Source organism: Microcoleus sp. F4-D5 (assembly GCF_036704885.1).
Taxonomy (GTDB): domain Bacteria; phylum Cyanobacteriota; class Cyanobacteriia; order Cyanobacteriales; family Microcoleaceae; genus Microcoleus.
In genome coordinates this window covers 107,877-130,525 of the sequence record NZ_JAUBSX010000007.1, presented here as the reverse complement: position 1 = coordinate 130,525, position 22,649 = coordinate 107,877, and the positions used below count along the sequence as shown (strand labels likewise).

Here is a 22,649-nt window from a genome sequence, read left to right as displayed (position 1 = left end):
GGATTTAACGAAAATTTTAAGGATTAAGATTAATTAACCGCAGAGGGCGCAGAGGGCGCAGAGGAAGAGGGGAAACAGAGATGATTCTTAGATAGGAGAAGATTGCTATGACTTTATTAGACATTCGTTTGTTGACGGTTCAAGAGTATCACCGTATGGCCGAAATTGGGATTCTTGACGAAGATGAACGAGTAGAATTACTAGCAGGACAGATAGTCAAGATGGCAGCAAAAGGAACAGCACACGGTGCAGCGATTGCGCGCACGAAGATATTACTGGATAACCGTTTAGGAGAGCAGATTTTTGTGCGGCTGCAAGACCCGGTTCGGCTCAATAATTACTCTGAACCAGAACCAGATATTTCTGTAGTTATACCAGATCCACTTTACTATGAAGACCACCATCCAACTCCCTCAGAAATTTATCTGATTATTGAAGTTGCCGATACTACGCTGAGAACAGATTTGGGGATTAAAGCGACTATTTATGCTCAGTCGGGAATTGCTGATTATTGGGTTTTGGATGTTAATAATCGGCAACTCCACGTTTTGCGAGAACCGAGTCAGGATGGTTATCAAAGTATAGTAGTTCTTGGGGATGATGCGAGCATTTCTTCTTTGCAGTTTCCCGAGATTTCCTTTATGGTTCGGGATATGTTGCGGCCGTTGGTGTCAATTTAATTAACGTTAAAAATTGAGTCCGGCAGGGGTTGAAACCCCCGCCTCAAAGCTGAAGTCCTCTTGCATAGGACTGAAGAGTTCATTAGTTAGAAATTATGCACTTTAGACGGTTTTATTGCAAGAATTTGAGATTCTTCGCTTTGCTCAAAATGGCAAATTTACCTTGTAATCCGTAAATCTTATTAGTCCTCTTGAGAGGACTTTAGCTTTGAGCCAGGGAATTCATTCCCTGGCGGTTTCCATTGGTTAGTAGCGGCCTATTTTAGCTTCTCAAACTAACGCCGAATTTCTCTACTAAAACATCGCGCACTTTTTGTTGTGCCGGTTCGACATCGGTTTCGCTCAAAGTTCGATCGCCCGCGCGGTAAACTAACCGAAAAGCCAAACTCCGCTGTCCCGCCGGCACGTTGTCGCCGCGATATTCGTCGAACAATTCCACGGAATCCAGCAGACTACCCGCCGCCTTTTTCATCGCACTCTGCATCTCAACAACCGGAACTTCAACCGGTGCGAAAAACGCAATATCTCTGTCAGAAGCGGGGAAACTCGAATAACCCGCAAACTTGCGAGTTAAGTTGCTGCATCGCCCTAATCCACCCAACAGCACCGCTAAATCTAATTGAAACACGTAAACCTGCTCGGGCAAATCCTTTTCTTGCTGCAATTGCGGGTGCAACTGTCCGAAAACTCCTAAATGTTTCCCGTTTAACGACAACGCAGCGGTGCGGCCAGGATGCAAGCGCGTATTCGAGGAATCGCTTTGATATTCCACCGACAAACCCAACTCTTGAAATGCGCTTTCCAAAATACCTTTTGCCTCAAACCAACTCAAAGGTCGATCGCGCCCTCCCTGCTGCCATTTCCACACAGTCGGATCGCCGCCGATAATCCCCGCCACTGCATCGGCTTCCTTCATTGTGGGGTGGGCATCCTGCCCGCCATTAATTGTGGGGTGGGCATCCTGCCCGCCATTAATTGTGGGGTGGGCATCCTGCCCGCCCTCTTCCTTCCAAAAAATGCGGCCGACTTCAAAACCGTTTAGCGCCCCATTTCCCTGTTCCAAATTGTACTGGAAAGCATCAATCAAACCCGACAGCATTTCTGTCCGCAAAGCCGAATACTCCACAAACAGCGGATTCGCCAGCACCACCTGATTGTCTCCCTCAGTTTTCACCAAAGAATAGTGCATCAACTCGGTCAAACCGGCCGCCCGAAAAGCCGATCGCACATTCCGAATTGCCGCATATTCTGCCGACAGATAACCGGGTTCCGTTTTGCTAGGCAAAGTATCGCAGAAATTGTCATAACCGTGGAGTCTGGCAACTTCCTCAATTAAATCAATTTCCCTTTCTAAATCGCGGTAGCGGTAAGGCGGCACAGTCACATTCCAAACCCGTTCTTTTTCAGTCGGAACAACTTCGCATCCCAAGGCTGTCAGAATATTTTTTACCTCTTCCGGTTCCAGATATTTAGAACCGCCCGTTTCTCCTCTTTTCAACTGCCCCAAAACCAGATTTACTCGGTCTAAACGCAATTCGAGCGATCGCGAAAAACTCAAATCATCGCCGGAACTTGCCGTTTTCTGAACCGTTGCAGTGCCTCCAGCCAACTCCAAAATTAGAGCTACAGCGCGGTTGCAGGCCGTCGCCAAGGCTGCCTGATTCACCCCCCGTTCGTAGCGGATCGAAGCCTCGCTCCGCAAGCCTTGAGCGCGCGCAGAACGGCGAATCGTTGCCTGGTCAAAAATCGCGGCTTCCAAAACTAAATTTTGCGTTCCTTCGTGAACTTCCGTATCTTCACCGCCCATTACCCCAGCCAAAGCAACAGGTTTGTCGCTAGCAGTAATTAACAGATTTTGAGCTTGCAAATTGCGGTTTTGTCCGTCCAAAGTTTTGAAGGATTCGCCTGTTTTTGCAAAGCGGACGCCAATGCTGATATCTTGAGTACCAGTGAAAGATTGTAGGCGATCGCGATCGAAAGCGTGCAGCGGTTGTCCCCACTCCAATAAAATGTAATTAGTCACGTCAACCACATTATTAATCGGCCGCACTCCCGCCGCCTGCAACCGCTGCTGCAACCAAGCTGGAGAAGCAGCAATTTTCACACCTTCAATTGCCGTGCCGATGTAAATCGGGCATCCTTGCGGTTCCGATATTTCTACTGCCAAAGCAGGACTTTCTTTACCCTCAATCGCAACATCATTCGCTGCGGGAATTCTCAAACTCGCCCCAGTAAGCGCCGCCACTTCCCGCGCTACGCCTACCATGCTCAAAGCGTCTGCCCGGTTGGCAGTTGCTGTCAAGTCTAAAATCACGTCGTCTAAACCCAAAAGCGGGCGAATATCGCTGCCCAATTCCGGATTTTCTAACTCGAAAATATGAATCCCCGCTGACTCTTTAGATAGTCCCAATTCTGCTAGAGAACAAATCATTCCTTCTGAAGGAACTCCCCGCAATTTAGCAGGTTTAATCTTTAAATCAATAGTCGATAAATAAGTGCCAACAACAGCGACAGGCACGTAAATGTCGGCTCTAGCGTTGGGTGCGCCGCAAACAATATTCAAAGGTTCTGAAGAACCCACATCCACTTGACAAACTCTCAATTTGTCTGCATTCGGATGCTGTTCGCAGGCGATGATTTTGCCCAAAACTACACCGCTTGCCCACGGGCGGCGGTCTTCGATTTCTTCGACTTCAAACCCTGCCATTGTCAGGGTTTCGGCTAATTCTTCCGGGGATATTCCCACATCCACCAATTCCCGGAGCCACTTTAGAGATATACGCATAATTTAGTCAGTAGTTAGTTATCCGTGCTCAGTCGTTATTAGTCAAAAGTCGTAGCCTGTCGGCACAGACTTTTGAGTCCCAGAATTTATTCTGGAAAGCTTTTAATAGCATACTAATTTAATTTTGTCAAGACTGTTATGGTACACATCAGCAAAAACCAGTCCTCTGCCCAAAGGTAGATGTCTATTGGGGGATGAGTAGCATTCTTATTCAGAGAATGAGGTATGCTAGAGACATCTAAAAACGCAAAAAGCACCTGAGTTTAGAAAGACTTTACACAAAAAAGGACAACTTTAGCAAGTCTTTAAACTATCTTCAAGGATAATCAACCGAAAAAACTCACACCAGCGAGATAATCAAAATAGGGAAAAGATATCGGCCTAAAAGACTTAGGTGCAATTCCAATTCGCAATCGAAGGCACGGCCTGCCGAAAACTGATAGATTAGTATGTCTACCAGAAGCAGGAACAGGCCATTTGTGCAATCGAGCGACGCTGACAAGATCAGAACAATATAGGCAAACTCAATCAATATGAGCTACTGCGTAAATCCGGGCTGTCCCCATCCTCAAAACCCTCCTGACTCTATTCTTCAGTGTCAGACTTGCGGTGCGCGGTTATTGCTGCGCGCTCGCTACCAAGTCATTGAACCCTTAGGACAAGGAGGTTTTGGAGCTACATTTCTGGCAAAAGACATCTCTTTGCCCGGTCAACCGAGTTGCGTGGTCAAGCAACTGCGACCCAGTAGTTCGTCGCCGCGAGTTTTAGAGATGGCGCGGGAATTATTCAAGCGAGAGGCGAAAACCCTCGGCCAACTGGGCGACCACCCGCAAGTACCGAGGCTGCTAGACTATTTTGAAACCGAACAGCAATTTTACTTAGTTCAAGAGTATGTTAGAGGCTCGACTTTGAAACAAGAAGTCAAGCACTCGGGCCGTTTCAACGAATCGGATGTTAAAAATTTTCTATTAGAAATTCTGCCAGTAGTGCAATATATCCACAGCCAAGGAGTAATTCACAGAGACATCAAACCCGCAAATATTATTCGCCGAGTTCAAGACGGCCACTTAGTTCTGATTGATTTCGGAGCGGTAAAAGATCAAGTTAGCCAAACAATATTATTAGACCCCGCCGACCAAAGCGCTAACACGAAATTTTCAGTCGGCACATTTAGTTTTGCCCCCCCGGAACAAATGGCGCTGCGGCCGATATTTGCCAGCGACATCTACGCCTTGGGCATGACTTGTTTGTACTTGCTGACAGGAAAGTCGCCCAAGGATTTAGATTTCGATGCCGTAACGGGCGAAATTGTTTGGCAGCCGCACGTTCAGGTGAGTCCACATTTTGCGCGGATTCTCCATAAAATGCTCAAGCCGATGGTTGGGCACCGCTTCCAATCGGCGGGAGATGTGATCAGAGCTCTCTCTGGCGAATTTGAAGACCCAAGTCTTATGGATGGCTTGGCAACTCAATTCAACGGTTCTAGCCGCACAGTTGAAGAACCGACGATATTTAACGGTGAGGCTACTTCGTGGCCTTCGCCCCAGACCAAGATCGGTCAAGATTTGCGATCGATGCAAACCCGCACCGATAAAACTTCATTCACCCAATCCCGGAACACGGGTATCCAGCCCAGAGTTTCCCGGACTCTGGCTGAGTCCGGGAGAACTTTCGGAACGGTTGCACCTTCTAGCGGCAATTTAGCAGCGTCAAAGGTAACGAAAGCTTTTGTGAAGTGGGACACCAACAGCTTGCGAGCGGCGTATTTTAAAGGCAAGCGCGATTTTGCTGACTGCGAACTGTCGGGTTTGCAATTGCAAAAAGCGCAGTTAGCGGGGGGAAATTTTTATCAGGCTAAGTTGGTGAAGGCAAATTTGCAAGCAGCGGATTTGTCGGGGGCGAATTTGGGTCACGCGAGGTTAATTCAGGCGAATTTGCGAGATGCTAACTTGACTGAGGCTTATTGCAGCACTGCCAATTTTGAAGGGGCCGATTTCCGAGGCGCTGACTTGACGGGGGCTTATTTGACAAAGGCAAATTTGCGGGGAGCAAATTTGTGCGGGGCGAATCTTACTAACGCTACAGTTTCTGAGGAACAACTGGCAATGGCAAAGACCAATTGGCTTACTGTGAAGCCGGATGGCAAGCGGAGTTTTGGATTTTAAACAGTCCGCCGTCTGTAGTCATCAGTCATCAGTCATCAGTCATCAGTAATATCAATTCGGGTTGCACTCCCGATCATATAGCTTTGGTTTTTGGCCGCCAATGGAAACGAATAATATCGTTTCCGGTCGATCGACCGCGATTTTTGTAGGGGCTCCCCTGCAACCGGATTTGATATGATTTTTACCAGCCTAAAATGGTGCAAAAAACCACAGGAAAAAACTCCGACCACAACCGACATACCCACGCAGTGGCGCACTCAATTCCATTCTCCTTGCAACCCAAAAGCAGCCCAATAATAAGGAGATTGCCATTGTGAAAGCTGTAGCACTTCGATTTGCGCCGATCGCAGTGCCGCAGCAGGCGCCAATTTATCTTGGAGCATTTTTTTGTAAAATCGTGTCATCAGGTCAGAAGTTACTTCGTCGTCAACACTCCACAGAGAAACCACCACGCGCGGCGCGCCGGCATACATAAACCCTCTTGTCAAACCGACCAACCCTTCTCCTTTAATTTCTTTTCCCAAACCCGTCTGACACGCGCTCAGCACCACCAATTCAGCCGGCAAATTGAGATTGAAAATATCATTCAGTCGCAAGTAGCCATTTTGTAACGTGCCTTTTTCATCAACCAAAGAAAGCACCAATCCCGATAATTCTGGATGTTTGCTATTAGCAAATCCGTGGGTAGCGAAATGAACAATGCGATATTGAGATAAATCGGGATCGGTTGCCGCGGTACGATTAGCAGTAAAGTCAAACGCTGGTTTTTCCAAATCATCAGGAACCAAAGCCAGGATTTGCTCAGCTTCTGTTCGCGTGGCAGGTAGGCGCTTCCAATAAATATTAGCCTCAGAGGCTGATCTCTGTAATTGTTGCGCTTCTAGGGGCAGATTTTCAACAGTTTGATTCTTGGTTACAGGCGATGTACTGATGCCTTTGAGCCGTTCGTCGTCCGGGCTAAAAACTGGATCTGCAAACAAGGCGATCGCCTTTGGCGCCGGTTGACGAGTCGCCATATCCCGCCGCAGAATAGCCAGAGTTGAAGCAGAAGGCAGGTTAACAATTTCATGCTTAACTATTAGCGGCGCTTCAGATTTTTCCAGAGTAAGGGCGCCAAAAGGGATGTATTGCAAGGCTCCATCCGCAACAATTAGCAAGCGCTTGTTGCCCAACTCCGAAGCAACCGGAGCGAGGATCGTTTGGCTCAGAAGATCAGCAGATTCAGCAACCATTTGAGGAGAGGTTCTCGTGGTCTCTTTGGTTAAAGTATCGCGGAAATTCTTAGCCGTGGCTTCAATCTCGGTGCGAGAGGGGAGTTCGTAACTGGTGAAAGAAGTTTTCGTCACCGCCCACAAATAACTGCGCTCCTCACCCAAAGAATATTCTAAAAGTAGCGTGTTGTCATCGAGCACCTGTTGTTGAATTTGTTGCAAGTTGAGAGGTTCGGGATATTTTAAAGCAGCGTAACGAGGACTGCTGGCGCGAATTTTAGCTTCTATTTGAGCGAGTTCCTTGAGAACTGTGTCGATTTTTTGTTGAATTTCATCCAGAGCTTGTTGGGTAGATTGAGCGCTGACAATTTGGTATTTGCGAGTCTGAAAATCACTGAGTTGTTGTTGCAAATTTTGTTCTTGTGCTAGCAGTTGCGGGTCAACACCTTGGCGAATATTTGCGCTCGCTTCGCTGAGGAGTTCAAGCAGACTGCGGGCACGGGCACGTTCGCTAGCATGAAAGGCTTGTGCGTCGTAACCTTTATCTGGATTTTTCTGGTGCAGTTGCATCAACAAATCGATGTAAAACTGATAATAATCTTGGTTGCGGGCAAAGTAAGACTGGCGCAGTTCTTGACTCGCAATTTGGGTGCGGAGGTTTTCAATAATATTAATTGCGGTTTCGATTTCGGTTTGGGCAACTGTGAGGTTATTTTGTTGGCGGTTTAAGAGGGCTTGATTGTAGATGATGTGCGCTTCTTCTGTTTTGTAACCGAGTTGTTGGGATAGAGATAAAGCTTGGTTGTAGTTTTCAAGGGCGGTAGAATTCTGACCCAAAGCAGCTTGTATTTTCCCTATTTGGTTGAGGACTGTGGTTTCTTTTACTTTGTCGTTTAAGTGTCGGGAGATGATCAGGGCTTGGTTGTAGGCATTCAGGGCCGTTGACCATTCTTTTGAAGCGATATAGGTGCTACCAATGCCAGCTAAGGCAGTAGCTTCTGCTGCTAAATTACCTGCGGGTCGAGAGATGACCAGGGCTTTGTTGTAGGAGTCTAGGGCATTTTTCCAGTTTCCTGTAGCAGCATGAATATTACCAATGTTGTTGAGAGTGTTGGCAACTGTCGATTGGTCATTTAATTGATAGAATAAGGGTAATGCTTGGTTATAGTAATCCAGGGCGCTTTTCGGGTCAGATAAATCGGTGTAGAGTTGACCAAAACTGTTGAGGATAGCGGCTTCTTGTGCTTTGGCACCCGCTTGTTGCGATAAGGGTAATGCTTGGTTGTAGGAGTCTAGGGCAGATTGAAATTGTCCGAAATTGGCGTAAATTTTACCCATTGAAAGGAGAGTGAGTGCGGTTTGGGCAGAGTTTTTCTCTGCACGATAGAGTGCGAGGGCTGCTTCTAATTTTTGAAGTGCAAGTTGTTTAGATTCGACTGTGCTTTGGCTAGAAAGTTGAGTTCCTTTGATAAATGCTACTTCAGCCGCAGAAACTTTGATGCCCGTAGCAATATCCCAGACACGGGCAGTTCTGTCCCGACTGGCAGTTAGGATTTGCCGACCATCGGGGCTAAATTCTGCACTTTGGACTCCATCCTCATGTCCTCGGAATATTGCCAGGAGATTGCCTTTGTTATCCCACAGGCGGGCAGTTTTATCTTCACTGGCAGTGAGGATTTGACTTCCATCTGGGCTAAATGCGGCGCTGTTGATAGAACTGTCATGATCTCGAAATACTGCAATGAGATTGCCTTTGAGATCCCACAGGCGGGAAAGCCTATCCCCACTGGCGATCAGGATTTGACTCCCATCGGGGCTAAATACTGCACTCCTTTGGTAAGCAGAGCCTTTATTGACATCCTTTTGCCCCCGAAACTCTGCTAGGAGATTGCCTTTAGTATCCCATAGACGGCCATATCCATAAAAATAATCACTGGCAGTCAGGATTTGGCGACCATCCGAGCTAAATACGGCATTGATTACAGCATCCTCATGTCGGAACACAGCCAAGAGATTACCTTTGGTATCCCACAAACGGGCAGTTTTATCCATACTAGCGGTGAGGATTTGGCTGCCATCGGGACTAAATACTGGATTGTTGACTTTAGATTCATGCCCCCGGAACTCAGCTAGGAGATTACCTTTGGTATCCCACAACCGGGCGGTACTATCTATACTAGCGGTGAGAATTTGACTACCGTCCGGGCTAAATACTGCATCTGTAACAGAACCCTCGTGTCCTTGGAATTTTGCCAGAATATTACCTTTGATATCCCACAAGTAGGCGGTTTCATCATCAACTGTAAAGATATGGCGACCATCGGGGCTAAATACTGGTCTGGAGACCCTTCCTTTAGGGACTTGAAACTCGGTTAGAAGATTGCCTTTGGTATCCCACAACCGGGCGATTTGATCGATAGCAGTAAGAATATAACGACCATCTGGGCTAAATACGGCACTCTGGATTTCCTTGTCTTCCCGTAACTCTGCTAGTTGAGCGCTATTTTTAGATACGCTTTCCTGAAAGGTTTGCAAAGCATCCATTTGCTCGGCTTGGGCAGCAATTGCCACTGAGACATCCCACAAACGAGCAGTGCCATCATCACTGGCAGTCAGGATTTGACGACCATCGGGGTTAAATACGGCACTGTTGACACCTCCCTCATGCCCTCTGAACACAGCCAAGAGATTGCCTTTGGTATCCCAAATTCGCGCAGTTCTATCATAACTGGCGGTGAGGATTTGACTTCCATCAGGACTAAATACGGCACTGTTGACCGCTTTCTCATTGTTCGGAAACTCTGCCAAGAGATTGCCTTTGGTATCCCACAAGCGAACGTTGTAAAAACCGATAGTAAGAATTTGGCTACCATCCGGGCTAAATATGGCTCTTTTGAGGCTCTCCTTATGCCCCCGGAACTCAGCTAAGAGATTGCCTTTGAGATCCCACAGGCGGGCGGTTTCATCCTTGCTGGCAGTTAGAATTTGGCTACCATCTGGGCTAAATACTGCACTGTTGAGATAACCCTCATGCCCTTGGAACTGTGCCAAGAGATTGCCTTTGAGATCCCACAAGCGGGCGGTTCTACTGCTATCACTGGTAGTAAGAATTTGACTGCCATCAGGACTAAATACCGCACTGATAACTATCCAATCCCAAGCATCTGATGGCCCCGCTAACTTCGCGAGGAGATTGCCTTTGGTATCCCACAAGCTGGCAGGGTCAGCGCCATCGCTGGGGAGGATTTGGCGACCATCCGGGCTAAATACTACACTTGTGACCTGACTACCATGTCCCCGCAATACAGCTAGGGGATTGCCTTTGGTATCCCACAAACGGGTGGTTCCATCATTACCTCCAGTGGTAAGGATTTGGCGACCATCCGGGCTAAATATGGCACTACTGACAATACTCTCATGCCCTTGGAACTGTGCCAAGAGATTGCCTTTGGTATCCCACAAACGAGCTTTTTTATCTCTACTAGCGGTGAGGATTTGCTTACCATCGGGACTAAATAGCGCACTGGTGAGACCACCTTGATGTCCCCGAAATATTACCAGTTGAGCGTTATTCTTAGATACGCCTTCCTGAAAGGTGTCCCTAGCAGTTATTTGCTCGGCTTGGGCAGCAATTGTCGCTGATACATCCCACAGGCGGGCGATTTTATCCCAACCGAAGGTGAGGATTTGCCTGCCATCAGGACTAAATACTGCCCGAACATTACGATCGTGCCCCTGCAACTGTGCTTTGAGATTACCTTGAGTATCCCACAGGCAAACAGTTTCATCATCTCTACAACTGGTAAGGATTAGGCGACCATCGGGGCTAAATCCTTCTGCACTGCCTATAGAAATTTCATGCCCGCGCAACTGTGCCAAAAGATTGCCTTTAGTATCCCAAACGCGGGCGGTTTTATCTTGATCGCCGAAGGTGAGGATTTGGCTACCATCCGGGCTGAATAGTTCTTTGCTAACCCATTGCTCATGCCCCTTGAATTCTGCTAGGAGATTACCATTGGTATCCCACAGGCGGGCAGTGTTATCATCGCTGGCAGTGAGGATTTGGCGACCATCGGGACTTAATACTGCGCTGTAGAAAGTTCCTTCATCTCTTTGCAACTTTTTAAGAAGATTGCCTTGGATATCCCACAAGCGGACAATTCCATCCGAACTGACGGTGAGGATTTGGCGACTATCGGGGCTAAATACGGCTCTTGCAAAGATTAAACCCCCTCTGACTTCCTTGTCTCCTTGGAACTGTGCCAAGAGATTGCCATAAGTATCCCACAAACGGAATTTATACCACAAGCCGCCTTTGTTTCTAAAGGTACCAACGGTGAGGATTTGGCGACCATCGGGACTTAATACTGCATTGATTACATCACTGCGATCGTCAGTCCCCCGGAACTCAGCTAAGAGATTGCCAGAAGTATCCCACAAGCGGGCGGCTTCTGTTGAACTGGTAGTGAGAATTTGCCGCCCATCGGGACTAAATACTGCTCTTGTATTTGTACTTATTCCCTCTCTTTCATACGCCCGGAACTCTTTGAGGAGATTGCCAGAAGTATCCCACAAGCGGACGATGTTATCTCCACTGGCGGTGAGAATTTGCTGCCCATCAGGGCTAAATACTACACTTGTAATAATTTCTTTATGTCCCAGAAATACCGCTAGTTGCCCAGCAAATGCCTGTACTGGTTGCTGCGTTCCTGATGGGTTGGGTTTTTCCGTTGCCGGTGACTGGGATGGTGGGGCAATCTTGGGTTGGCCGCCGATGGGGATGCTGTAAGCAGTAGCAAATACCACACCCATCACCAGAGGGAGACAGCGATGCACTTTTCGGTATTTATCTGGCAGCATAATTGTTTTTTTGGGAGAGTTAAGAATTGGGAGAGGGGGGTCAACTAAACCTTTCTCTAGCGAATCCCTAAAAGCCAAAAGCTATAGTTTGTTTTTGGATAGGCAAATCTGCTTAGCGTTGGCTCATTTTTTACAGAGGTCATCAACATTAAGATGGGCTGGGGGTTAGTTGTCAGAAAAAATTATTTATGTTAAAGAGAAACTCTATCATTTTTCATAATCTTTGTCTGTCATTGGCTGCGTCAAGGGTGAGGAAAAGACGTTAAGGGAAGTAACTTGGATCGATCGGCGGCGGGGCGTTGGCTTGTCGATGTTATTATCTTTTCACTGGCTGACTGTGGTTTGTAAAGCGAGCTAATTTTTCTCAAGGGACATAACGAACAAACCTGTCCCCCCCCAATCTCCCCACTTCCCACTCCCCCAGTCAGGTGAGTCGTCAGGAGGAAGTTCGATCGCCCCAAAGCCGCCTAAATTAACAACTAGGAATGGAGGATTCGATCGCACCCAAACATGAAACTGCTCAACCGCCGCACTCGAACGCTTCTGTACACCGGCATCCTGGCGCTGGCCTACTTTGTTACCGGAAAAATCGCAGCGTCAATGCTGGGACTGGTGAAATCCGAACCCTCCCCCGTGTGGCCGCCCGCCGGTATTGCTCTAGCGGCACTGCTACTGCAAGGGCGGCGGATGTGGCCGGGAATTGTCCTCGGTTCAGTGCTGTTAAACTCTACCGCCGATATACCGTCGGCTGTCATTGCCACATCCGCCTTTAGCGTCACCCTGCAAGCGCTGGCTGGAGAGGCTTTGCTGACTTGGAGCGGATTTTCTACGAAACTCGATCGACTGCGAGATGTTCTGGCTTTAGTAGCGGGCGCTGTTATCGGGTCTACTTTCCTAGGATCTATCCTCAGCAACTTGGGTACGTGCATTTTTGGTTGGGCTCAGTGGAGCAATTTCTTTCGGAACTGGTGGACTACGTGGCTCGGAGACGGCATGGGAATTTTGATTGTGACGCCCGTGCTGCTGACTTTGAACCACGCGGTTAACAGTTTTAAATTTCCACTAAAACTGAGATGTTTCATTATTTTCAATTACTTGTTTAGGAACAGGCAAGATGCCTGTGAAGCGAGAGATGAATTTTCTGGTGGAACAGGCATCTTGCCTGTTATTAATAATGGTGTAAAATGTGAGATTCAGCCCGGTATTACTTCAAGATTAAAAGCATTTTTTAACGGGGTAGATTCCCCATTCCCCATTCCCCATCCCCCATTCGCAATTACCCATTCCCAATTACCCATTCCCAATTACCCAAGCACATTTTCTGCAATTAAAAACCGCTACAATATTCTATTTTTAATTGTTAATTATGCAGAAATAGCTTTATGGCTGACTCTCTTGCTGAGCGTGAGCTGGCTGTTTTTTTGCTCAAAAATACAGACGGCGATCGCTATGTATCCGCTGGAGTATCTGCCTTTTCCTCTGATAGTTTGGGCTGCCCTGCGGTTTCAACCGGCGGGAGCGATTTTTGCTTATTCGATCGTCTCTTGCATCGCGATTTGGGGAGCAGTGCAGGGAGGCGGCCCGTTTTTGGCCAAAAGCGATAATCTCAAACAGGCGGTTTTATTTTTACAAGCTTTTACCGGTACGATCGCCCTTGTGGCTCTGATGTTGGCCGCCGCCGTAGCAGAACGCCAGCAAGCGCTGGTGGAGGTGCGCCGCACGGCGGCCATGCTGCGCGATCGCGAAGCTAGTTTAGCCAACGCTCAGCGCATCGCTCAGTTGGGCAATTGGGATTTAAATTGCGCCGCCGTCACAGCAACTGACAACTGCCAAGAATCTGCAGAAGATCGTATATCCAATATCGAATTGCGGTGGTCGAAGGAACTTTACCGCCTCTTGGGTTTTGCTCCGGGAACTGTCAAACCGACACCATCGGTTTTTTTGCAGGCCGTACATCCAGAAGACCGAGAATTGGTGGCGCGATCGCAGTGTCAAGCTATGTTTGAGCGCAAACCCTATTGCATTGATTACCGGATCGTGCTTCCAGACGGCGGAGTGCGTACTGTCTGCGAACAGTCAGCAATTAACTCAAACCTCATTTCCGCCACAGTCCAAGACGTTACCGAACGCCACCGCGCGGAAGCGGCTTTGCGGGCATCGTCCGATCGCGATCGCTTGCTCTCAGAAATCGCCCTGCGAATTCGCAACTCCCTCGACCTCGAAGAAATTCTCAATACTACTGTTGCCGAAGTCCGGCAATTTTTCAAGGCAGACCGCGCTTTTATCGGTATTGTGGACGCGGACGGGGTAAATCTTCCTAGCCCGATGTACGGTAAGGTTGTGGCCGAGTCTGTGGGAAGCCAATGCCGTTCTATTCTCGGGTGGGTGCTCGCTGATGAGAATCACCTGAAAAACTTGAGAACGTTTTATGCCACCAACCGCGTCCGAGCAGTCTCCGATACTGCTAGTGTTCCAATCACGGATGCAGTTGCCAAATACTATAGCGACTATCAAATTACAGCGACGTTAAATGTGCCGATCGTCCTGGGGGATGAATTGTTCGGGATCTTGGCCGTCAACCAGTGTTCGGTGCCCCGCCAGTGGCAGGAATTTGAAATTGATTTGTTGGAAAAACTCGCTACCCAAGTGGCGATCGCTCTCCAGCAAGCCCAACTTTTGCAGCAGGTAAAAGCTCTCAATGCCAACTTGGAATCTCAAGTGGAGGAACGCACCCGCCAACTACAGCAAAAAATGCACGAGTTGCAAGAAAGCAACCGCCTCAAAGACCTATTTTTGCACGCAGTTTCTCACAATCTCCGCACTCCTGTTATGGGAATGTTAATACTGCTGAAAAATTTGCTCAACAAATCGCCCTCTGACTCTCTACAAGATGTTCCGGTTTCTCGATCGATCTTGCAGCGCATCGTTCAGGCCAGCGAACACCAGTTGACTATGGTTAATTCCCTGCTCGACGCTCACGCTAGCGAGGTGAAAGGTATTGTTCTCAATACTGTACCGCTGCATTTGCCGTCTTTAGCTTCAGCCATTGTTGCTAATTTAGAACCCGTGCTGGAAAAAAATCAAGCAACTTTAACTCAGGATATTCCGGCGGATTTGCCACAAGTCAATGCCGATCGCCAACACTTGCAGCGGGTGCTAGAAAATCTGCTAACTAATGCTATTAAACACAATCCTCCGGGAGTCAATATAACTTTTAAAGCTGAGGTAATTGAAGTTGAAAAAATGGTAAGTTTTGAAGAAAATTCCCAGGCTTTAACATCGCAAAATAATCCGCTTGCCCGCTGTATCGCTAACCGGGTATCTGCTGCGGGCGATCGTCCTAGGATGGGCGAGACCACCCAGAAAAATCAGGAAACCCTGGCCAAATTCCACCTCGACGGCAGTTGCAAAATGCCCCGCTATCAGGGCCAAATTGGCAATATCGGCAGCAAATTGCCCGGAGTGACCGTAAAAATGGTTCGCTGTACTGTAACAGATAATGGAGTGGGAATCAGCGCCAAACAGCGGGAATCTCTGTTTGAACTTTACGTTCAAGACCCTAATAGCCGACAATTAACAGGGCTGGGTTTAGGACTGTACCTCTCCAAGCAAATTATCAAAGCTCACGGTGGCGAAATCGGCGTCGAAAGCACTCCCGGCGGTGGTTCGACTTTCTGGTTTTCGCTACCTGCTGTCAACTCGGACGAGCTCTCTTTCTCAATCTAAAATCTCAAATCTAAAATCTACAATGGATGGAGTGGGAATCAGCGCCAAACAGCGGGAATATCTGTTTGAACTTTACGTTCAAGACCCTAATAGCCGACAATTAAGCTGTCGCGCATTTAAATTGTATATTCTGGGCGGCCTTTCTGGCCCAACCCCTACTCCCCACAAGACGGGGAATGGTTTTTTAACAGACAATTTCAATGTAGAACAGCTTAACAGGGCTGGGTTTTGGACTGTACCTCTCCTTTGCAAATTATCAAAGCTCACGGCAGCTCATCGGCGTCGAAAGCTCTCCCGGCGGTGGTTTGACTTTCTGGTTTTCGGTACCTGCTGCCAACTCGGACGAGCTGTCTTTCTCAATCTAAAATCTAAAATCTAAAATCTAAAATCTAAAATGGTATGACCTATTTGGGCAATGCAAAATCAGTTCAGGCGTTAACGGTTTACGAGGTGTGGCGCGATCGCTTCCTCCGAGAGCGGCTGCGCCCTGCTGTCGGAATTGCCATCTTTTTTGCCTTCACAATAACGGTCTATTTTCTGGGCGAAAGATTCTTCGCTCGCCAGGAGTTTAAAAGTGTTTATTTGTACACGAGTGCTGCTGTAGAATTGGGTTTGTTGACCTGTTTTGTGTTGCAAAAAACCTCCTTCGGACAGCGCTATCCCGGTTTGCTATTTTTGGGTTCTTCGTGGTCGCTGACGGTGGTTGTACAGCTTGGGCTAGCTGTCGCACAAGCCGGGGAATTACCAATTTTTACCTGGAGTTTAGCGTTTCTGATCCAAGCTACGCTGATGCCCGTCCGCTGGCGCCTCCACCTGATTTCTCAACTCGGCGTTTTGTGCTGCCACGTCGGGATAAATTTGGCTTTAAATCTAAGTTTTGCTAAGTATACTCCTTTTAAGTTAACCGGGTTGTACTTATATTTGTTTTGGTTTTGTTTGATATGTGACTTATCTGTTTATTGGTACGAATGTCTGCAACGGAAAGAGTTTAGTACGAGGCGCGAGTTGGAATCTGCTTACCAGCAGTTGGAGGCGGCGGAGGCGAAGTACCGCAGCATTTTTGAGAATGCCGACGAGGGGATTTTTCAAAGCACTCCCGATGGCCGTTATATTACTGCAAATCCAGCTTTGGCGCGGATTTACGGCTGCGATTCCCCGGAAGAAGTGACGGCAAAGTTTACTGATATCGAGCGGCAGTTGTATGTCGATCCGGCTCGCAGAAATGAGTTTTTGCGGGCGATCGAGGAAAGCGGCACAGTGTCGGATTTTGAGTCTCAAATTTACCGCTCAGACGGCAGTATTGTCTGGATTTCCGAGAAGGCACGGGCAGTAAGGGACAGGAGTGGCTCCGTGCTTTATTATGAGGGTTTAATTGAGGATATCACGCAGCGCAAACAGGCACAAGAATCGCTGCGGCTGTTTATTCACGCTCTTTCTCACGACTTGCGAAACCCGGTGGCGGGAATGTTAATGGTGCTGAAAAATTGGCAGAGTAAAACAGGGGATTCGATCGCAATTCCCCGTTCTGTTTTGGATCGGATGATTCAAGGTAGCGAGCAGCAATTGCGTTTGATAAATTCGCTGTTGGAAGTTCACGCCGGGGAATTGCGCGGTTTGGTTTTGCACTGCGATGCGGTTAGTTTGAGGGCGATAGTTGAAGCTGCTGCAACCGATTTGGAGCCTTTAATAAATGATAGTAAAGCTACTTTTAAAAATTTGGTTTCTGATGACTTGCCAGCCGTGAATGCTGACAAAACTCAGTTGTGGCGAGTGTTCTCTAATTTAATAGCTAATGCTTTAAAACACAATCTGCCGGGACTGAATTTAACGGTTTCGGCTAAAGTAATCGAGGCGGAAGAATTCATTAGAAATCACAGCAAAGCGAAAGAGGATATCGATAAATTACCAATTATCAATACTTCGGCTACGCACTTCGGCTACGCTCAGCACCAGCTTAGTACAAGTTCCCAAATATCAATTACCAATCCCCAATCCCCAATCTCCAATTCCCCAAGTAGTATGATTCGCTGTACAGTTGAAGATGACGGGGTGGGAATATTGCCGGAACAGTGCGAACATCTTTTTGACCTTTACGTTAGGGGCGATCGATCCCGACACTCGGTTGGTTTGGGTTTGGGGCTCTATCTTTGTCGGCAAATTATTGGCGCTCACGGCGGGGAAATTGGGGTAATTAGCAGTGCCGGTGCTGGGGCAAGTTTTTGGTTTACTTTGCCGCTGGCTGACAATTCTCGGTGATTTTTTGTCGGTTTAACTACATTTGATACTTTGGCTGTACCGTTGCAGGTTGTTTTGAGTGGCTCCCGCCAAATTAGCGGATAGAACTATTGATATTAATTTAAAACCGTGCTATAATTACCGGAATGTTTTTCAATAAAAAAATCCCATATTCACATTTTATTTAGAAATACCATTTAATCTAGAAAATCTCTAAAACTAGATAAAAGACCTGCAATTTATGGTCCACAAAAGCTCAGAAAATATAGCTAAAGACGATGCAGCTAAGTACGACTCAGCTAAATACAACGAGCGGTCGTTCTCAACTTTAACTCGGACCCTCCGTCTTTCCCAAGGTTACTTTTCTTTTGTTTTAGTCAACTGCAACTCGCTGGCTTTGCGGCAGCAAATAGTCGATCGGCTGCAAGCAAATTGTGCCGTGAAACCGCAGCAACTGTTTTTGCCCAAATCGGCGACAACTCTCTACGCGACAATCGCAGCAGAACTAGATGGCGAACAGCCTCCAGCTTTAATGCTCCTCGGTTTGGAATCAGTGGAGACGATCGATCGATTGCTCGTTTCTACCAACCTACTATGTAGCGAATTCAGCAAAAAATTTTCCTTTCCCCTCGTCTTTTGGGTGACGGATGAACTTCTGAGAAAAATCATTCGCACCGCCCCGGATTTATACAATCGGATGACGACAATTAGATTCATCAGTAATTAGTAATCAATCGATCGATTTTAGATTTTAGATTTTAGATTTTAGATTTTTAACAGTCAACAGTCATTAGTCAATTGTTAAATTCCGCTTCCCAAATCAGGACTAATTCCCGCGCCGCCGCAGTTCCCTCAGCAGGAAAATCGGTCAAAAAGTCTTTATCCGCTGCCACGTCGTAAGGCCCTTCCTTGAACTCCAAAATCACAGTATCGGGTGCCAAAGCGACTAACGTGTGAATAGTGCCCTCTGGCAGTTCGACAGCGCGAGTCGGCCCCGCAGCGCTGACTAGCAAGGAGCGCAGGATTTGACCGTTTTCGTTCAAAATAATCATACCGAGTTCTCCTTGAATCACTACGAAAAACTCAAAACCGTTAATCGCAGGCGGGCGCAGGTGTCGGTGAGGGCGGACGTAAGTGCCCGGTTGCAGGACGTTGACAAACCGCTGCACTTTTTCAGACAAATCGTGGAAATTGTAGTTTTGTCGCTGGCGGGGACTGCGGCGGGAGGAAGCGGCAACTTCGTCTAGCAATTCTTGCGTCAGCAATTTGATCGGAGGGGGCTGCACAACAGATATCCTGTATTTAATAGTTTTTGAACAAATGGGCTAGTCTGGGATCATCTTTACCTGCATCTCTTGACATATGAAAATCGCAAATCAGGTGCTTATCACTAAGGCAATGCGTTTGTCAAGTATTTTTAGAACAAGTATTAGCCCGATCGCCCTTTCGACTATTCTAGTCTGCGGCAGTAACGTTTCTGCATCTGAACTGAAGCCTGCGGCACTGTTTGTTCAGCAGCAATTGCAACAACAGCAACAGAAAGAGGAAATTCGCGATCGAGTTCAAGAAGAAGTTGACATTGCTTTTGGACGCACGGCGGTACTGCTTAACGGACTGGTAATTGCCCTAACTGTGTTTCCGACAGCAGCCGGAGTAGGGGTTTGGTTTCTGTTTAGCAAATTGTCCAAGCAGACAACAATTGCTCGCCAAGAAATTGAAAGTCTCCATTACGATACAATCTCTCAATTAAAACTATTAATTTCCGATGCAGAAACTATCTTAGGCGAAATCCAACACCAAAGTCACCCGGATGCAGAAACAGACTTGTTATTTCCCGATGCTCAAATTCAAGAATTTGCTCCGGTTAACTACGGCAATTACCAACAGTTATTGACAGCCGCCGACTATGCCAAACAGGGAGATGCTTGTTTCTTTGAAAACCGTTATGAAGATGCGATCGCTGCTTACAATCTTGCCTTGCAAATTCAGCCCGATTTAGCCGATACTTGGAATAACCGGGGAGTAGTGCTCACGAGAATGCAGCGGTATCCAGAGGCGATCGCCTCTTACGAACAAGCTACTACAATTCGCCCCAATTATCCCGACGCTTGGAACAATCGAGGTGTGGTATTGTTGGAGTTGCAGAAGTACCAGGAGGCGATCGGCTGTTACGAACAGGCAATTCAAGCCAAACCCGATTATGCCGATGCTTGGAACAACCGAGGCGTTGCTTTTTCCAAAATGCAGGAGTACGAACAAGCAGTAATTTCTTACAATCAAGCCCTACAAATTAAAAACGATTATACTGACGCTTGGAACAATCGAGGCGTTGCACTCTCCAAATTGCAAAAATACGAAGCTGCCATTGATTCCTACGACAATGCTGCTAAAATCCGGCCGGATTTTTACAGAATTTGGTACAACAAAGCCCGATGTTATGCGCTACAAGGTAAAATTGAATTAGCAATTGAAAATTTAAAGCGCGCCCTCAATCTCAATCCGAATGTGTGTAAAGAGTTGGCAAAAAGTGAAGCTGATTTAGATAAAATTCGCGAATACGATGCGTTCAAGCAGTTGATAAATTAATCATTCAGAAACAATCGTAAACTATAGGATGATGAATAGGTCGTAAGATTAAATTAACCGAGAAGACGCTAAGGACGCGAAGGAAGAGAAAGAAGCGATGCAGTTCTTCCTTCGCAACTCGTCTTACAAATATTTCTGCAACAACAAACCCATTTTCTCCTTAGTTGCGGTCGGCACTCGATCCAGCCGAGTCAGAATTGCATATTTCAAAGCTGAATGTGCATCAGAGACTGGGGGATTTTCTGTTAGTCTACGGACTGTTTCTTGAATGACTTTTTGAGCATTCTCTGCATTGCGGTGCAAATTTGCTATTACCATTTCTACTGTTACGCTGTCGTGTTCGGTATGCCAGCAGTCGTAGTCTGTGACTAATGCTAAAGTTGCGTAGGCAATTTCAGCTTCTCTGGCTAATTTTGCTTCCGGCAAATTTGTCATCCCAATGACTGTGGCATCCCAACTGCGGTAAAGGTTTGATTCTGCTTTTGTGGAAAATGCGGGGCCTTCCATACAGACGTAAGTGCCGCCCCGGTGCAGCGAAACCTCGGGGAGGTTCAATGATTCGATCGCCCCAGCTAACACTTTTGCCAATTCGCCGCAAACCGGATCGCCGAATGTGATGTGACCGACTATTCCTTCTCCAAAAAAGGTAGAAACTCGATTTTTTGTGCGATCGATAAACTGATCCGGCACTACCATATCTAAAGGTTTCGCCTCTGTTTTCAGGGAACCAACCGCCGACGCTGAGATTAAATACTCAACTCCCAAACTCTTCATTGCATAAATATTTGCGCGATACGGCACTTCTGAGGGCAAAAAAGTGTGGTTGCGGCCGTGTCTGGCCAGAAATGCTACTGGCGTACCGTCCAATGTTCCCACAATTGCGGCATCCGATGGCGCTCCAAAAGGTGTATCAATTTTGACCTCTTCAATATCCTTGAGGGCCTCCATTTTATACAAACCGCTGCCGCCGATAATTCCGATTTTTGCTTGTGCCATTTTTACTTTCTGCTTGAGTTTTACAAGAGTGATTCTATCGGGCCATCGTTAAGTTGGGGTAAATATCGTTGAAGATTTGGTGACAACAGTCACCCGACATACACTATTTTGTCACACAATATATGTGATTGAAGTCACAAGAAAACTTCACGCAATCTTTAAAAATAAATGTACACAGTTCTGTTACCTACTTTTAGTGTGTTAAAACCATGACAGTCAGTTCTGCTAACCTCCCCAAAATCTCGATCGAGGCGATCGTCCAGCGGATCTTTGCTTTTCGTCAAATTACCCCCCTTGACAGACGGTTGCTGAAGTCAGCAGTCCTTGACGGGATCGATCAAAACGATCGTGTTCACATCAACCGAGTTTGTCAGGGCATCCAAAACGGATTAATTTTAGTTGTGGAATAACTTTGCTACACTATCTCTTGCTAGCTCAAGAAGCTGTTGGAAAATTTGGGGTTGAGTCTGTATTTGCAGGAACAGAGTTCGGGCGGTTTTTTACTATTTTTCGGCGCGCGATCGATGCGACATCATAAATAATGTTATTTACATCTTATCGATCAAAATTCAACAGCCAAAAGCCTGTATAAGTCATCCCACTATCATCGGGCTGCACTAACAAAAAATGCAATCCTTGACTTAATTGCTTGCGCTGTTGGTAAATTTGGGCCGCCGCTTTCACCTCACTATCTTCAAAAGTAGCTACAACCCACCTATCTACTAACCCAGCTTCCAATATCAATCCGTCGGGAGCTCCCGGGATATAATTCAAAGCGAAAGGTTTAGCATCCTGAAGCCATCTAGCCAACCGCATAGACTGGCGTCCGCCGTCAATCACAACTCCGGGTACGGGTACTGTAGATGCCAAGCCCAAATTCAGCGGTAACAGCAATTTTGGCATTTCCAAAATTGGCAGGGGACGCCCTTGGAAAGCATCTTCAACGTCGCCGGCGGGTAGGGAAGCAAAACGCCAGCTATCGCCCCAAAGTTTTTCGGGTAAAGGGATGGGCGGCGGCGAGTCTAGGGCGATCGGACTGTAAGCTTCCCCTGTATAATTAGGCATACTCGAATATTCTTTTGCGCGTTGTTGCAGCAGCAATTTCAGAGCCGCAGTGCGCCGAGTCGCTTCCACCTTGACGCCCAAAACTTTGCCCGCAGCTTCGATTAAGCTCAGAGACTGAGGTCTAAATACTTGAATCAAGTCCGGCAAATTCTGAGTTTGAACTTGCTGCTGCAACTGTGAGGCTAGCCAAGTGGAATTAGCGGCCCCCTGGCTGCAAACAGCGTTAAATTGAAAACTGCCTTCCGAGTCGCAAATTAAGAGTTCCCAGAGTGGTTTACCCGCCTCATCTTGGAGAGGGCGGCGGTAAAAATCGGCTTGCCAAATACGCATCAATAATAAA

General features: G+C 47.2%; 13 protein-coding genes. 8 read left to right on the top strand and 5 right to left on the bottom strand.

The window, feature by feature from the left end; translation table 11 throughout:
* The first annotated feature begins 107 nt into the window (after positions 1 to 107).
* Entirely contained in the window at positions 108 to 680 is a 573-nt protein-coding gene (locus QUA80_RS05630; RefSeq protein ID WP_015177178.1) for a Uma2 family endonuclease, read from the top strand.
* Positions 681 to 942: 262 nt separating this feature from the next.
* Here the strand turns inward: QUA80_RS05630 and pheT are convergent, their stop codons facing one another.
* Complete coding sequence (gene pheT, locus QUA80_RS05625) at positions 943 to 3,465, bottom strand: phenylalanine--tRNA ligase subunit beta (protein ID WP_333422208.1); 2,523 nt, start codon at positions 3,463 to 3,465, stop codon at positions 943 to 945.
* Positions 3,466 to 3,998: 533 nt separating this feature from the next.
* On the opposite strand from pheT, the gene QUA80_RS05620 reads away from it, so the two are divergent.
* The gene (locus QUA80_RS05620; protein ID WP_333422206.1) at positions 3,999 to 5,630 is read left to right on the top strand and encodes a serine/threonine-protein kinase; all 1,632 of its coding nucleotides are present in this window, start codon (positions 3,999 to 4,001) and stop codon (positions 5,628 to 5,630) included.
* 257 nt (positions 5,631 to 5,887) lie between these two features.
* Here QUA80_RS05620 and QUA80_RS05615 read toward each other — a convergent pair whose 3' ends face one another.
* A complete protein-coding gene (locus tag QUA80_RS05615) occupies positions 5,888 to 11,701 on the bottom strand; it encodes a CHAT domain-containing protein (RefSeq protein WP_333422204.1) in 5,814 nt (1,937 codons plus the stop codon).
* Positions 11,702 to 11,924: 223 nt separating this feature from the next.
* Between QUA80_RS05615 and QUA80_RS05610 the strand changes: the two genes are divergently transcribed.
* The 4 genes from QUA80_RS05610 (at position 11,925) to QUA80_RS05595 (ending at position 18,389) form a co-directional block, all read left to right on the top strand.
* Entirely contained in the window at positions 11,925 to 12,059 is a 135-nt protein-coding gene (locus tag QUA80_RS05610; protein WP_333422202.1) for a hypothetical protein, read from the top strand.
* A gap of 152 nt (positions 12,060 to 12,211) precedes the next feature.
* Complete coding sequence (locus QUA80_RS05605; RefSeq protein WP_333422200.1) at positions 12,212 to 15,427, top strand: MASE1 domain-containing protein; 3,216 nt, start codon at positions 12,212 to 12,214, stop codon at positions 15,425 to 15,427.
* 399 nt (positions 15,428 to 15,826) lie between these two features.
* Positions 15,827 to 17,683, top strand: coding sequence for a PAS domain-containing sensor histidine kinase (locus tag QUA80_RS05600; RefSeq protein WP_333422198.1), 1,857 nt, complete (start codon positions 15,827 to 15,829; stop codon positions 17,681 to 17,683).
* Between the two features lie 220 nt (positions 17,684 to 17,903).
* Entirely contained in the window at positions 17,904 to 18,389 is a 486-nt protein-coding gene (locus QUA80_RS05595) for a hypothetical protein (protein ID WP_333422196.1), read from the top strand.
* Between the two features lie 67 nt (positions 18,390 to 18,456).
* Here the strand turns inward: QUA80_RS05595 and QUA80_RS05590 are convergent, their stop codons facing one another.
* Entirely contained in the window at positions 18,457 to 18,948 is a 492-nt protein-coding gene (locus QUA80_RS05590) for a WbuC family cupin fold metalloprotein (protein WP_333422194.1), read from the bottom strand.
* A 76-nt stretch (positions 18,949 to 19,024) separates the two neighbouring features.
* Here QUA80_RS05590 and QUA80_RS05585 point away from each other — a divergent pair, with 76 nt between their 5' ends.
* Positions 19,025 to 20,248, top strand: coding sequence for a tetratricopeptide repeat protein (locus tag QUA80_RS05585; protein ID WP_333422192.1), 1,224 nt, complete (start codon positions 19,025 to 19,027; stop codon positions 20,246 to 20,248).
* Positions 20,249 to 20,371: 123 nt separating this feature from the next.
* On the opposite strand, the gene QUA80_RS05580 is transcribed toward QUA80_RS05585, so the two are convergent.
* Positions 20,372 to 21,244, bottom strand: coding sequence for an S-methyl-5'-thioadenosine phosphorylase (locus QUA80_RS05580; RefSeq protein ID WP_333422190.1), 873 nt, complete (start codon positions 21,242 to 21,244; stop codon positions 20,372 to 20,374).
* 209 nt (positions 21,245 to 21,453) lie between these two features.
* Here QUA80_RS05580 and QUA80_RS05575 point away from each other — a divergent pair, with 209 nt between their 5' ends.
* Positions 21,454 to 21,654 (top strand): hypothetical protein, encoded by a 201-nt coding sequence (locus tag QUA80_RS05575; RefSeq protein ID WP_333422188.1) that lies wholly within the window; start codon positions 21,454 to 21,456, stop codon positions 21,652 to 21,654.
* A 145-nt stretch (positions 21,655 to 21,799) separates the two neighbouring features.
* Here QUA80_RS05575 and QUA80_RS05570 read toward each other — a convergent pair whose 3' ends face one another.
* Positions 21,800 to 22,639 carry a Tab2/Atab2 family RNA-binding protein gene (locus QUA80_RS05570; RefSeq protein WP_333422186.1) on the bottom strand — a complete coding sequence of 280 codons (840 nt, stop codon included), beginning with the start codon at positions 22,637 to 22,639 and terminating at the stop codon, positions 21,800 to 21,802.
* Positions 22,640 to 22,649 lie beyond the last annotated feature (10 nt).